Source organism: Amycolatopsis sp. NPDC058986 (assembly GCF_042741125.1).
Taxonomy (GTDB): Bacteria; Actinomycetota; Actinomycetes; order Mycobacteriales; family Pseudonocardiaceae; genus Amycolatopsis.
On the sequence record NZ_JBHYJW010000063.1, the window covers coordinates 1 to 14,265 of the forward strand.

General features: G+C 69.2%; 10 protein-coding genes. 6 read left to right on the forward strand and 4 right to left on the reverse strand.

What is annotated here, in order from left to right; all coding sequences use genetic code 11:
* Positions 1–65 precede the first annotated feature (65 nt).
* The 3 genes from ACFW0G_RS37410 to ACFW0G_RS37420 all read right to left on the reverse strand — a co-directional run bounded on the left by ACFW0G_RS37410 (position 66) and on the right by ACFW0G_RS37420 (position 4,249).
* Complete coding sequence (locus ACFW0G_RS37410; protein WP_378330235.1) at positions 66–1,613, reverse strand: DHA2 family efflux MFS transporter permease subunit; 1,548 nt, start codon at positions 1,611–1,613, stop codon at positions 66–68.
* A gap of 190 nt (positions 1,614–1,803) precedes the next feature.
* Positions 1,804–3,072, reverse strand: a complete 1,269-nt coding sequence (locus ACFW0G_RS37415) for a YeeE/YedE family protein (RefSeq protein WP_378330236.1) — start codon at positions 3,070–3,072, stop codon at positions 1,804–1,806.
* Positions 3,073–3,388: 316 nt separating this feature from the next.
* Positions 3,389–4,249 carry a Bax inhibitor-1/YccA family protein gene (locus ACFW0G_RS37420; protein WP_378330237.1) on the reverse strand — a complete coding sequence of 287 codons (861 nt, stop codon included), beginning with the start codon at positions 4,247–4,249 and terminating at the stop codon, positions 3,389–3,391.
* A 305-nt stretch (positions 4,250–4,554) separates the two neighbouring features.
* On the opposite strand from ACFW0G_RS37420, the gene ACFW0G_RS37425 reads away from it, so the two are divergent.
* From ACFW0G_RS37425 to ACFW0G_RS37450, 6 genes are all read left to right on the forward strand, one after another.
* The gene (locus ACFW0G_RS37425) at positions 4,555–6,048 is read left to right on the forward strand and encodes a SpaA isopeptide-forming pilin-related protein (RefSeq protein WP_378330238.1); all 1,494 of its coding nucleotides are present in this window, start codon (positions 4,555–4,557) and stop codon (positions 6,046–6,048) included.
* 1 nt (position 6,049) lies between these two features.
* Positions 6,050–6,754, forward strand: a complete 705-nt coding sequence (locus ACFW0G_RS37430) for a class F sortase (RefSeq protein ID WP_378330239.1) — start codon at positions 6,050–6,052, stop codon at positions 6,752–6,754.
* An 86-nt stretch (positions 6,755–6,840) separates the two neighbouring features.
* Positions 6,841–8,844, forward strand: coding sequence for an SDR family oxidoreductase (locus ACFW0G_RS37435; RefSeq protein ID WP_378330240.1), 2,004 nt, complete (start codon positions 6,841–6,843; stop codon positions 8,842–8,844).
* 118 nt (positions 8,845–8,962) lie between these two features.
* Positions 8,963–9,985: a cell division protein DivIVA gene (locus tag ACFW0G_RS37440; protein ID WP_378330241.1), complete on the forward strand. Its 1,023-nt coding sequence runs from the start codon at positions 8,963–8,965 to the stop codon at positions 9,983–9,985.
* Positions 9,986–10,079: 94 nt separating this feature from the next.
* On the forward strand, positions 10,080–11,213 hold the full coding sequence (locus ACFW0G_RS37445) for a glycoside hydrolase family 3 N-terminal domain-containing protein (protein WP_378330242.1): 1,134 nt from the start codon (positions 10,080–10,082) through the stop codon (positions 11,211–11,213).
* Positions 11,214–11,255: 42 nt separating this feature from the next.
* Complete coding sequence (locus ACFW0G_RS37450; protein ID WP_378330243.1) at positions 11,256–12,134, forward strand: oxidoreductase; 879 nt, start codon at positions 11,256–11,258, stop codon at positions 12,132–12,134.
* Here the strand turns inward: ACFW0G_RS37450 and ACFW0G_RS37455 are convergent, their stop codons facing one another.
* Positions 12,135–14,150: an APC family permease gene (locus ACFW0G_RS37455; protein ID WP_378330244.1), complete on the reverse strand. Its 2,016-nt coding sequence runs from the start codon at positions 14,148–14,150 to the stop codon at positions 12,135–12,137.
* Positions 14,151–14,265 lie beyond the last annotated feature (115 nt).

Consider the following 14,265-nt stretch of genomic DNA (forward strand, 5'->3'; position numbering starts at 1 on the left):
GGTAATGCCGTAAGGCCACCTTACGGGCGTCCGACGCCCGTAAGGTGGCCTTACGGCATTTGTCGCTAGTGGACGACGACCGGTGGGGCTGCCTCTTCGCCGGCACCGGAGCCGGCGGGGGCGGACGGCGCGGCCGGGGCCTTGCGCGGCAGGAAGAACGCCGGGACGATGCTCGCCGCCATCAGCACCAGCGCCCACACGAAGGTGGTCGCGAAGGCGTCGGAGGCCATCGACGCCGCCGCGTCGTGCGTGGCCGGGTTCTGCGTCGCGATGGTGGCGGCGACCTGACCCTGGCTGGTCGGCACGCCGAACTTCCCAGCCAGCAACGCGGCCAGGATGATCGACATCACCGCGGAGCCGACGGCGCCCGCGGTCTGCTGAAGGATGTTGGTCGCGGTGGACGCCTTCGCCATGTCCTTGAGTTCCAGCTGCTGCAGCGCGGCCGACATCACCGGCACCATCGTGAGGCCCATGCCGAGCCCGACCACGAACAGCGCGGGCAGTAGCACCAAGAACGAAGTGGTCGCGGTGACCATCGTGAACGGGACCATGCCGAGCACCATCACGGCCACGCCGGGCAGCACGAGCTTGCGCGGGCCCATCTTGTCGGCGAGCTTGCCCGCCCGCGGCATCGTGATCATGACGCCGAGCGCCTGCGGCGCGATCAGCAGCCCGGACTGCAGCGCCGACTCGCCGCGCACCACCTGCAGGTAGGTCGGCAGCAAGAGCATCGAGCCCATCATGCCGATGAAGAACACCGCCATCGTCAGCATCGACATCGAGAACGCCTTGTTGCGGAACAATCCCATGTCGAGCAGCGGGTTGGCGATCCGCATCGAGCGCAGCGCGAACGCGACCAGCAGGACCAGGCCGGCGAGGCCGGGCAGCCACACCGCGACGTTGGTGACGCCGCCCGCCTCCGGGATGCGCGAAACGCCGAAGATCAACGCGGCGAGACCCGGCGAAACCATGAGCAGGCCGGGGAAGTCGAAGCGCTGCGAGGGTTCCGGCGAGTCCTTGGGCAGCAGTTTCAGCGAGAGCAGGATGGCGACCGCGCCGATCGGCACGTTGATGTAGAAGATCCAGCGCCAGCTCACCGCGTCGACCAGCCAGCCTCCGAGGATCGGCCCGCAGACCGGGCCGAGCAGCATCGGCACGCTGATCACGGACATCACGCGGCCGATCCGCTGCGGGCCGGCGGCGCGCGTCAGCATCGTCATCCCGGCGGGCATCAGCATGCCGCCGCCGAAGCCCTGCACCACCCGGAAGATGATCAGCGACTCGACGTTCCACGCCAGCCCGGCCAGCATCGACCCGATCAGGAAGAACGCGATCGCCAGCAGGTAGAGCCGTTTGGTGCCGAAGCGGTCGGCCGCCCAGCCGGTGATCGGGATGACCGTCGCCAGCGCGAGCATGTAGCCGGTGGCGATCCACTGGATGGTGTCGAACGACGTGCTGAACTGAATCATCAGCTTCTGCATCGCGACGTTGACGACCGTGACGTCAAGGATCGCCATGATGGCGCCCGCGACGACCACCACCGCGACCTTCAGTACGTCGCGGTCGAGTTTGTCCTCGGCGGCGGGCGCGGCCGGGCCAGCTTGCGAACTCATACGGAAAGAACCGTCCCCATTATTCGGCGAGTGCGAAGGCGCAAATCCGGCATACGCCCGGAATCCCCCTGCTTCCGCAACCGAGGGTAGTCGATGGGAACTTGCTTTTGCCAACCAGTTTCGCTCGCGGCAAGAAATCCCTTGCGCGAACACACGCCGTGTGCTGTCGCGCTCGCTTTCCGCGACGAATTCAGCAGACGCTGTCGGACGGGACGGGATTCGCCAGCCCGAACAGCGGCCGCAGCCGGATGCCGATCCAGGTGCCGCCCAGCGCGAAAACGCCCCACAGCCAGCCGTGCAGGCTGCCGACCGAGATCCCGCCGAGGTACGCGCCGATGTTGCAGCCGCCCGCCATCCGCGCGCCGACCCCCATCAGGATCCCGCCGAGCACCGCGGCCAGCGCCGTCCGCCACGGGATCGAGCTGTGGATCTTCCACGCGCCCGCCGCCGCGGCCGCGACCCCGGCGCCGATCATGATCCCGATGTCGGTGAGGCTGGTCTTGTCCTTCCAGATGGTCGCGTTCAGTGACGTCGCGTTCGCCTTGAGCCGCCAGAACTCCCAGTGCTCCGGATGCAGCCCGAACACCTGGAGGATCTTCGCGCCCCACAGGCTGAACGCGCTGGTGACACCCCAGATCCCGCCGGAGACCAGGAACACCGCGGCGGCCAGGACCCCGAGCACGAGCGCGCCGGCGAGCATCGGCCACGAACCCCGGAACACCCTGGCGAAGCCACGCGCGGTCGGCACCGCGCCGGTCGGCGGCGGCGTGCGCCGTTTCTGCACGGCCCTGGTGCCCAGCACGATCACCGCGAGCACCGCGACCGTGATCACCCACGAGCCGAACCAGCCGACGTGGTCGGCGAGCAGGACGCCCTTGAACTCCGGCCAGCCGGACAGCACCGGGTACGCCCAGGTGTAGAGCACCGATCCGGCGATGAACCCGCCGAGCGTCAGCACGATCGTCGACTGTCCCGACCCGACCGCGAACAACGTGCCGGACGCGCACGCGCCGCCGAGCTGCATGCCGATCGCGAAGATCGTCGCGCCCACGAAGAGCGACAGCCCGAGCGCGCCCGCCGTCGGCGCCGGTTTGCTGCCGAACAGCCCGGATCCGGTGCCGGCGATCAGCGCGATGAGCGTCGCCGCCGTGCCGAGGAGGAGCGCGTGGGCACGCAGCCCCTGCCCGTTGCCGACGGCGATCAGCTGACGCCACGCGGAGGTGAACCCGAAGCGCGAATGGAACAACGCGAGCCCGAGCAACAGCCCGAGAATCAGCAGCACCCCGAACTTCGCGCCCTGGCTTGCCCAGACGTACGCGGTGAGCCCGGTCGCGAGCACGCCCGCGACCGCGAGCGGGATCACCCGGACCGGCTCCTCCGGCTTCGGCGACGGGGCGGCGCACGACGTCGGGAAGTCGAGGAACTTCTTGGCACCGGCAGGGGATTCGGTTGTCGCCACCTGGCACTCCACGGCAGATCGGGCTGATCGGGAGACTCAGGTTAGGGCTGGTGATCGGGCCGACACAGCCCGTCCCACAGAGTGCGACGAACGGAGCAAAGCCGACGCCGACGCCGTCGCCGCGATCCCAGGGACGCCTTCGGTGCGCTCACCGCACCGAGGGACGCCCCCGTCGCACCCAACGCACCAAGGGCGTCCCTCGGCACACCCCGCCCGCACACGCGAGGCCCCGGAAAACGCCGTCCAGCCCCGAAAAACCGGAGGCCGCCCCGCGAAATCTCGCGGGGCGACCTCCGGTCGAACCGAGGAAAAGCGGCTAGTCGCGTAGGTAGGACAGCAGCCGCAGGATCTCCAGGTACAGCCACACCAGCGTGGTCATCAGGCCGAAGGCGGCGTACCAGGCCCACTTCGACGGCATGCCTTCGCGGATCATCCGGTCGGCCTGGTCGAAGTCGAGCAGGAAGCTGAACGCGGCGATGCCGATGACGACGAGGCTGAAGATGATCGCGATCGGGCCGCCGTCACGCAGCGGGTTGAAGCCGAAGAACATCGCGGTGATGAGGTTGACCAGCATCAGGATCGCGGCGCCCGCGACGGCGCCGATGATCCACTTGGTCAGCTTGGGAGTGACCTTCACCGCACCGGTCTTGTAGACGACCAGCATCGCGATGAACACGCCCGCGGTCCCGATGATCGCCTGCAGGGCGATACCGGGGTAGATCGCTTCGAAGACACCGCTCAGCGCGCCGAGGAACACACCCTCGACACCCGAGTAGAGCAGCGTCATCACACCGCTCGGCTTGCCACGGAAGATCATCACCAGCGAGATGACGAAACCGACGATCAGCGCGCCGATCGCGACGCCGAGCACGATGCCCGGAAGCGCGACCCGCCCCGAGGCGGTGACGACGAGCTGGCTCTGTGCCCACAGCGCGGTGAGCACACCGGCCACGAGCGCGACGGCCAGGCTCAGTCCGGTCTTGATGACGACGTCGTCGACGGTCATCGGCCGGTCGGCCGAGCCGGTCGGCGTATACCCGGGGCCGTAGCCGGGTACGCCACCCTGGGCCTGGGGGTAGCCCTGGGCAGGGTTGAAGCCCACGTTGGGCCCGTACTCACCGGTCATGGTTCCGCCACGCGGCAGGTTGCGGAACGCCGGGTTGCTACTGGAACGCACCTGATCCTCCTGGATCTGCTGGCACCTGTATCGGGTTCAACGACCACTCCGGCCTGCCAGTTCCCGACTGAGTAAAGCTGACTTTACTCGACGGTTCACCAGCGGCGGGCTTCACCGTATGCGAGGCAGATCACGACCGTTCATCGACCGTCCCCCGATGGCCCCTAGACAAAGACAGCCGTCAGGGTCGAGTCTCACCACGCGTGTTCGGATCCTCACCGAAGGCGTGCCGCTCATTGGACGATCGTGTGGGCCCTCCGGCGTATGGGCGCCGAAGCGGACACATGGCAAGGAGTCAACACACCATGGGGTGGTCCCTACGCCCAAAGGCGGTCACCGGTCTGGTCGCGACCTGCCTCCTCGGCGCACTGTCCGTAGCTTTCGCCCCCACCGCATCCGCCGACGCACAGCAAGGTGTGGGTTACAAGATCACACCTGGCCAGGCCATGCACGGAGGGCACGACTTCAACTGGCTCGGCTCGTACATCGTCGGCGGCAAGCAGGTGTTCTGCGTGAGCTTCCAGCTCAAGGCACCGGACAGCAACGAGAAGTACAAGCCCGGCGACGAACTCCGCGACAAATGGGGCCAGGCCCTGCCCGCGGACAAGGCCGCCAACATCTCGTACCTGCTGCTGCGCTACGGCGACACCAAGAACAACGCCGAGGCCGCCGCGCTCGCCCACCTGCTGCACTCGTGGACCTCCGCGCCCCGGCCGGGCAAGGACGACCTCAACCCGAATCTGCCCCCGGAAAAGATCGGCTACGACGCCGACTGGCACCTGACGACGCTGGGGGACAAGACCAACAACCACCAGGACGCGGTCGAAGCGGTCGACAAGCTGACCAAGGAGGCCGAGGCCAACCACGGCCCGTGGACGGCGAAGATCGCCGCGCCCACGACCGAGCAGCACATCGGCACTCCGGCGCCTTGGACGATCACGGTCAAGAACGCCAAGGGCACCGGTATCCCGAACGTCCCGGTGAAGCTCACGGCCACCGACGCCTCGGTGGACACCGGCGACCAGGCGACCGGGACCGAGCAGGACAAGACCGGGAACGCGAGCCCGCAGGCCGCCGCCAAGGACGTCACGGTGCTGACCGGCCAGGACGGGACGATCAACGTCAAACTGACCCCGACCGGCGAACACCCGCAGCTGGCCGGTTCGCTGTCCGCGCCCGCCGACCGGCCGTACGTGCAGTTCCCGGTGACCCAGGGCAGCGGCCTGGCGACCCAGAACGTCGTCTCCACCGGCGGCGAGAAGGAACTGAAGGTCCAGGGCGCGGTGAACATCGCGAAGCCGGCCCAGGTCAAGGTCACCAAGACGGACAAGAAGACCGGCAAGGGCATCGCGGGCGCGCAGCTGCGGATCACCGGCAAGGACAAGGCCGCGGCGGCGATCGGGCAGGACGGCAAGCCGCTCAACGGCCCCGACGGCAAGCCCGTCGTGGTCACCACCGACGGCTCCGGTGTCGCGACGGTCGAGAAAATCCAGGCGCCGCAAGACATCTGCGTCGTCGAGGTGAGCGCACCGCCGGGATACACGAACGCCTTCGACCCGGCCAATCCACCGTCCGAGTGCGGTTCGGTGAAACCGGGCGAGACGCTCGCGCTGTCCGTGGTCAACGTGCCCAACGAGGTCCCGCACGCGATCCCGGCGGGCGACAAGCCGACCGCGATGGCGCAGGGCGTCGTCGAAACGCAGTACTCGACGCCAGGCTTGATCGGTCTCGGCGCGCTCGCGCTGCTGGGTTCGGCTCTGGTCGGCGTCGCGGCCCGGCGGCGGTCCTCGCGGCGATAGGTTGGTGCTCGTGACTGGTCGTCGGCTGGCCACCGGCTTCGTGCTGGGTGCCGTGAGCGTGCTCGCGGTCGAGCTCGTGGCCGCGGCGATCGTCCGGCCGCCCACGACGATGGTGGCGGGGACCGCGGAAGCGGCCCCCGCCGCCGTATCCGCCGCGAAAGGCTCTCCCGCGGTGCCTTCCGCGCCGAGCACGTCGCCGCCGCCACCGGCGACGTCTTCGTCGGCTCCGGCGTCGCCCGCCGCGCAACCACCGTCCCCGCCACCGCCGCAGCGGCCGGGCACGATCCGGCTGCCCGGCGGCGGCACCGCCACGATGGTGCGCAGGAACCTCGGCCCGAACGCGGAGCTGCCGATCCCGGACAACATCGGGGAGGCGACGTGGTGGGGTGCCGACCTCACCGCGGCCGGCGGGGCGAGCGTGTTCGCCGGGCACGTCAACTGGCGCGGCGCGACCGGCCCGTTCGCGGAGCTGTGGGACGAGAAGATCGGCGGCGCGATCACCGTCGTCGACGTGCGCGGGAAGACGTGGCGCTACAAGATCTCCCAGCTCGTCACCGTGCACAAGAACGATCTGCCGCAACGCGCCGACGAGCTGTTCGGCCCGTCCGGCCCGCATCGCGTGGTGCTGGTGACCTGTGGTGGCCGCTGGGTCGGCGGGCCGCAGGGCTACGAGGAGAACCGCGTCGCCATCGCCGATCCGGCGTGAGCTAAGTTACCCACGGGTAATATAGGTCTCCGGCCACCGGATACAGCACAATGCCCGTGGACGGGCAACGGCGAGAGGTGACTTCGATGGCGACGTTCTTGATTACCGGCGCGACCGGGCTGATCGGCCGCCACTTCACCCGCCTGCTGCTTTCCCGCCCCGGCACGAACGGCGCGGACAGCGTCGCGCTCGTGGTGCGGGCGTCCTCACGGGACAAGCTCGCCGCGCTCGTCGACCAGTGGCCGCACGCGGACCGCGTCACGCTGGTCACCGGCGACCTCGCCGAACCACTGCTCGGAGTGTCCGAAGAGGACCGTGAGCGGCTGCGCGGGCAGGTCGATCACGTCGTGCACCTCGCCGCTCTTTACGACATCACCGCCGACGACGAGGCCAGCATCAAGGCCAATGTGGACGGTACGAAACACGTCGTCGACCTCACCGCCGACCTGAACGCCGGCTGCCTGCACCACGTTTCGTCGGTCGCGGTCGCCGGTGACCACGACGGCGTGTTCACCGAGGACATGTTCGACGTCGGCCAGCGGCTCCTGACCCCTTACCACCGCACGAAGTTCGAGGCCGAGAAGCTGGTCCGCGAACAGCAGGAAGTGCCGTGGCGCGTGTACCGGCCGGCCATCGTCGTCGGGCATTCCGAGACCGGCGAAATGGACAAGATCGACGGTCCCTACTACCTCTTCCCCGCGATCAGCAGGCTCACCGGACTGCCGGATCTGCCGCTGGCCGGCCCGGATCTCGGTGATTCGAACATCGTCCCGGTCGACTACGTCGCGAAGGCGCTGCTGGAGCTGGTGACCACCGACGGGCTCGACGGGCGCGCGTTCCACCTGGTCAACCCGGAGCCACAGCCGGTGGTGTCGGTATACAACGCCTTCGCGAAGGCGGCAGGCGCGCCGACGATTTCGGTGCAGCTGAACGACAAACTGTCCAAGGGCATCGTCGGGCTGGCGAAGCTGTCCGAGCACATCCCCGGGTTCACGATCGCGCGGGACGCCGTCCTCGAACGCCTCGGCATCCCGCCGGTGCTGCTGGACAACGTCGCGTTCGCGTCGGTGTTCTCGTCCGCCTCGACCCGCAAGGCACTCGCGGGCTCCGGCGTCGAGGTCCCCCGGCTGGAGGACTACGCGGCGACGTTGTGGCGGTACTGGCGCGAGCACCTCGACCCGTTCCGGGCCCGCAAGCACGGCCCGCGCGGCGAGCTGGACGGCCGCCGCGTGATCATCACCGGCGCGTCCTCGGGCATCGGGCGCGCGACGGCGCTGAAGGTCGCCGCGGCGGGCGGCGTCCCGCTGCTGGTCGCGCGGCGGCAGCACGAACTCGAAGAGGTCCGCGACGAGATCCTCGCCGCGGGCGGCACGGCGTCGGTGTATCCGGCGGACCTGACCGACGAGGAGTCGGTGCACAAGGCCGTCGACGCGATGCTGGCCGAGCACGGCCGGATCGACATGCTGGTGAACAACGCGGGCCGCTCGATCCGCCGCTCCATCAAGCTCTCGTACGACCGCATGCACGACTACGAGCGCGCGATGGCGATCAACTACTTCGGCGCGGTGCGGCTGATCCTCGCGGTGCTGCCGCACATGTCGGAGCGGAAGTTCGGGCACATCGTGAACGTGTCGTCGATCGGTGTGCAGGGCATCGCGCCGCGGTTCTCGGCGTACGCGGCGTCGAAGGCCGCTTTGGACTACTTCTCGCGGATCGCCGCGACCGAGACCCACGGCGACGGGATCACGTTCACCACCATCCACATGCCACTCGTGCGCACGCCGATGATCCGGCCGACGAAGATCTACGACGCCTTCCCGACGAAGTCGCCGGAGCAGGCCGCGGACATGGTGATGAAGGCGCTGGTCGAGCGCCCGAAGCACATCGGAACGCCCGCCGGCCAGGCAATCGGGCTCGCGTACACGCTCACGCCGGGACTCACCGACGCCGTCGCGTACCAGGGCTTCCGGATCTTCCCGGACTCCGCGGCCGCGGGTGGCTCCGGCGGGCTCAAGATCGGACGTGGCGAGAAACACCTGTCGAAGGCGGCGATGGCACTGGCCAGGCTCAGCCGCGGATTCCACTGGTGACTCTCCGCTTCCGGGCGGCGGCCGTTCGGGGATCATTTGTCAGGGCCGGGTGAAGACACACCGGTGAATCACCAAGCCTGACGCCGACGACACGGTGTACGCGGGTACGGTCGGGCACATGGTTCCCGAGCGAGACAACAGCCTCCCTGGCCTCCTTCCCCTGCGGCGCGAGTACACCCAGGCGTGGCACGGTTTCGACCGCAACGAGGTGCGGCAGTACCTCGATCACGTCGAGGGCCAGCTGCGTCGGCTGCTGAACGAGCGCGACGCCTCGTCGAACCAGCTGGCGACCGTGTCCCGCGAACTCGAGACCGCGCGCCAGGAGATCCAGAAGCTCCAGGCGCGGGTCGAGGAACTGAAGAAACCCCCGGAGCGGTTGGAAGATCTCGACGAGCGGATGCAGCGGACGGTCACGCTCGCGCAGGCGCGTGCCGACGAGATCACCAAGCGTGCCCAGGTGGCCGCCGAGAAACACTGGGCGTCGTCGAGCGATGCTTCGCAGAAGCTGCGTGACCGCTACACGAACCTGATGGCCGAATTGGACAAGCAGGCCGAGGCGCTGCACTCCGAGCACGAGGCGGCACTGGCCGAGACGCGCGCGGAAACCCAGCGGCTGACGGTCGAGGCGGCGCAGCGGCGGGAGCTGCTGGACACCGAGGCCGAGCGGAAGCGCCGCAAGATCGAGCGCGAGTTCGAGGCGTCGATGGCCGCGCAGCGGGCCACGCTGGAGAAGCACGTCGCCGACCAGCGCACCGCGAGCAAGCAGCAGGCCGAGCGGCGGATCGCCGAGGCGACCGCGGAGGCCAAGCGGCTCGTCGACGAGGCCACCGCCGAGGCGAAGCGCCGGCTGGACGAGGCGACCACCACGGCCGCGCAGCGGACCACCGCGGCGCAGCGGAAGGTCGAGCGGCTGGCCGAGATCCGCGAGCAGGCCCGCAAGAGCCTGGCCATGGCGGACGAGATCCTGGGCCGCAGCGAGGGCCAGCTGAAGCCGTTGCCGGAGGAATCCGTCATCCCGCAGGCGTCGAAACTGGTCGGCGGCGACGAGCCCACGCAGAACGGCAACAGTGCCTCCGCCGAGCAGGGCAAGAACGGGTCGGGCCAGAACGGGTCCAAGCCCGCCGCCAAGACCGGCTCCTGAGTTCGACTCTTCCCCCGGTTGGGTGACGACCCGCAGTGCCCGCCGCGTCGGCTACCGTCGGGGAGACGACGTCCCCGGCGGATGAGAAGGGTTGATGCGACGGAAAACGGGGTACCGGCTGGTGGCCGGGGTGGCGGTGGTGGTGGCCGCGGCGAGCCTGGTCGTGGCGGCGACCCATTCCCGGGATGTCGAAGGCGCTGCGGCACCTCAGCCGGACGCCCGGTTGGCCCGGGTTCCCGACTGCGGTCCCGTCATCGCCAAGCTGGATCTTCGCGCCCAGCTCGCCCAGCTCGTCGTCGTGGGGGTGCCGGGCAGCGATCCGGCGTCGACGGTCAAGCTCGTCCAGGATCACCAGCTCGGCGGAATCTTCATCGCGGGTGACGCGACCGAGCTTCTCACCCATCAGGCGCTCGACGCCGTCCAGAAGGCCGCGAAGGTGCCCGTGTCGGTCGCGGTCGACGAGGAGGGCGGCCGGGTCCAGCGCATCGACACGCTCGACGGCCGCATCCCGAGCGCGCGGGAGCTGGCGGCGACCAGGTCGCCCGAGCAGGTGCGGGAAGTGGCCGCGCTGCGGGGCAAGCAGCTGCGGGCCCGCGGCGTCACCGTCGACTACGCGCCGGACGCCGACATCACCGACCAACCCGCCGACCAGGCCATCGGCGATCGCTCGTTCAGCGGCGACCCCGAGCGCGCGCGGCTGTACGTGCGCGCGTTCGCCGCGGGCCTGCGCGACGCCGGGGTGTTTCCGGTACTGAAACACTTCCCCGGGCACGGGCACGCGTCGGGTGATTCGCACACCGGGCTCGTCCACACGCCGCCGCTGCCCGAGCTGCGCCGGGTAGATCTGGTTCCCTACCAGCGGATCACCGAGTACGGGCCGATCGGGGTGATGGTCGGGCACCTCGACGTCCCCGACCTGACCGCCGGCCTGCCCGCGTCGCTGTCGGCACCGGCCTATCAGCTGCTGCGCGGGGAATTCGGCTTCACCGGGCCGGTGGTGACGGACGACCTCGGCGCGATGAAGGCGATCACCGAGCAGTTCCCGTTGCCCGAAGCGGTGTTGAAGGCTTTGCGGGCGGGTGCGGACGAGGCCCTGTGGTCCTCGGGCGGACACGTGGACCAGGTCCTGGACCGGCTGTCCCAAGCCGTCGGGACCGGCGAGCTGCCCGAGTCGCGGGTGCGGGAGTCACTCACCCGGGTGCTGACGGCCAAAGGCTTGTGTGGCTGACGGTTAGGGTGTTCGACCGACGGACACACTGGAGGAACGGGCATGGCCACGAACGCCACCCTCGGCGGTACCTTCGACCTCGGCGGCGAGCTGACCGTGCACCGGATGGGATACGGCGCGATGCAGCTGGCGGGTCCCGGCGTGTGGGGCCCGCCCCGCGACCAGGATGCCGCCGTGGCCGTGCTGCGCGAGGCCGTCGAACGCGGCGTGAACCACCTCGACACGAGTGACTTCTACGGCCCGCACACCGTGAACACCCTGATCCGCGAAGCGCTGCACCCGTATCCCGAGGGCCTGCGCATCGTCACGAAGGTCGGCGCGCGGCGGACGCCGGACAAGGGATGGTCGCCCGCGCTGTCGGCGGACGAGCTGACCTCGGCCGTGCACGACAACCTCCGCCACCTCGGCGTCGACACGCTCGACGTGGTGAATCTGCGGCTGGCAGGAGAAAACGCCGAGTACCCGGTGCCGGGATCGCTCGCGGAGCCGTTCGGTGTGCTCGCCGAGCTGCGGCGGCAGGGGCTGATCCGGCACCTCGGCGTCAGTCACGTCACGGCCGAGCAGCTCGACGAGGCGCGCTCGATCGCACCGGTGGTGTGTGTCCAGAACGAGTACAACCTGGCCAACCGCGGCGCCGACACGATGGTCGGCAAATGCGCGGCCGAGGGCATCGCGTTCGTCCCGTACTTCCCGCTCGGCGGGTTCAGCCCGTTGCGGTCCGGCGTGCTCGACGACTGCGCCCGCCGTGTCGAGGCGACGCCCACGCAGGTCGCGCTCGCCTGGCTGCTCCAGCGCTCGCCGACGACGCTGCTCATCCCGGGAACGTCCTCGGTGGCGCACCTGCGGGAGAACCTCGCCGCCGCGGATATGGTGCTGCCCGAGGACGTCCTCGCCGACCTCGACCGGATCGGCACGCGCTGATCAGGGTTTCGGCACCGATTTCCCCGGCGTCGTGATCCCCCGGCGCACATCGCCGGGGCTGAACTCGGTCCGGCGCGGTGCGCGCCGGTTCGTCGAGTGGAGCTGCCACGGCACGCTGACCACCATCACGCCGGGCATGAACAACAGCCTTCCCTTGAGCCGCAAGGCACTCTGGTTGTGCAGCAGGTTCTCCCACCAGTGCCCCACGACGTATTCGGGGATGTAGACGCACACCACGTCGCGAGGGCTGGACCGGCGGATGTTCTTGACGTATCCCAGCAGTGGCCGGGTGATCTCCCGGAACGGCGACTCGATCACCTTCAGGCCGACGCCCATGTCCCGCTTCTCCCACTCGCGTTGCAGCGCGCGGGTGGCCTGGTCGTCGACGTTGACGGTGATCGCGGTCAGCTCGTCCGGCCGGGACGCGCGGGCGAACGCGACCGCCCGCTGGGTGGGTTTGTGCAAAGTGGACACCAGCACGATGGCTCGCACGCGGCTGGGGAGGATCGCGCTCTCGTCGTCGGGCAGCAGTTCGTCACGGACCCGGTCGTAGTGCCTGCGCACGGCCCGCATCAGCACGTACAGCACCGGAATCGCGATGACGACCAGATACGCACCGTGCTGGAACTTGGTCAGCAGCACGACAACGAGCACCAGACCGGTGAGTACCGCACCGAACGCGTTGATCGCCCGCGCGAGGCGGAATCGATGCCGCTCACCCCGCGACGTCGCTTCGGCGAGCTTGCGGTTCCAGTGCCGCACCATTCCCGCCTGGCACAACGTGAACGACGTGAACACCCCGAGGATGTACAGCTGGATGAGCTTGCTGACAACGCCGTCGTAGACGTAGATGAGCAGCCCGGCGACGAGCGCGAGCAGCAGGATGCCGTTGGAGAACGTCAGCCGGTCGCCGCGGGTGTGCAGCTGGCGCGGCAGATAGCGGTCCTGGGCCAGAATCGAGCCCAGCAACGGAAAGCCGTTGAACGCGGTGTTCGCGGCGAGGATCAGGATCAGCGCCGTCGCGGCCTGCATGTAGTAGAAGAGCACGGTGTCGTCGCCGCCGAACACCGCCGCGGCGATCTGCGCGATCACCGTGCGCTGCGGGGTGTTCGCGCAGTCGCCGCGGAATCCGGTGAGGTCACAGGCGTTCTCCGCGATCCGCACGTTCGCGATCATCGCGAGCACGGTGATCCCGCCGAACATCGCGATCGCGATGACGCCCATCGCGGTCATCGTCTTCGCGGCGTTGCGTCCCTTGGGTTTCCGGAACGCGGGTACACCATTCGAGATCGCCTCGGCACCGGTCAGCGCGGTGCAGCCGGAGGCGAACGCACGCAGCATCAGGAACGCGACGGCGAAGCCGGTGAGACCGACCTGCTCGGGACGGATCTGGTATCCGGCACTCTCCGCGACCGGCGCGTGCCCGGCGATCGCGCGGCCGAGGCCGAGCACGATCATGACCGCGACGCCGGCGACGAACGCGTAGGTCGGCACCGCGAACGCGCGCCCGGATTCCCGCACCCCGCGCAGGTTCATCGCGGTCAGGAAGGCGACGAACCCGAGGTTGATCAGCACCCGGTACGGGTTGAGCCCGGGCACCGCGGAGATGATGTTGTCGACCCCTGCCGCGACGGAGACCGCGACCGTCATGATGTAGTCGACCAGCAACGCGCCGGCGACCACCAGCCCTGCCGACCGGCCGAGGTTGCGGGAGGCCACCTCGTACGAGCCGCCTCCGCTCGGGTAGGCCTGCACGACCTGCCGGTAGGACAGCACGACGACGGCCAGCAGGACGACGATCGCCGCCGCCACCCACGGCGCGAGGTGCAGGAACGCCAGCCCGCCCAGCGCCAGGATCAGCAGGATCTCCTGGGTGGCGTAGGCGACCGAGGAGAGCGGGTCGCTGGCGAAGACCGGCAGCGCCAGCCGCTTGGGCAGGAGCGTCTCGCCCAGCCGGTCGCTGCGGAAGGGCAGCCCGACGACGAGGCGCTTGAGCACTGCGGTGGGTGACGGCACGGCCTGAGCGTAAGTTGCCGCTCAGGCCGTGGGACCACGTCGAGACGTAGAGAAAGCGTAAATAAAAGTGTTACGCCCGTACAAGTCTCGTCAGGGCTATGGACTTTTGAAGACT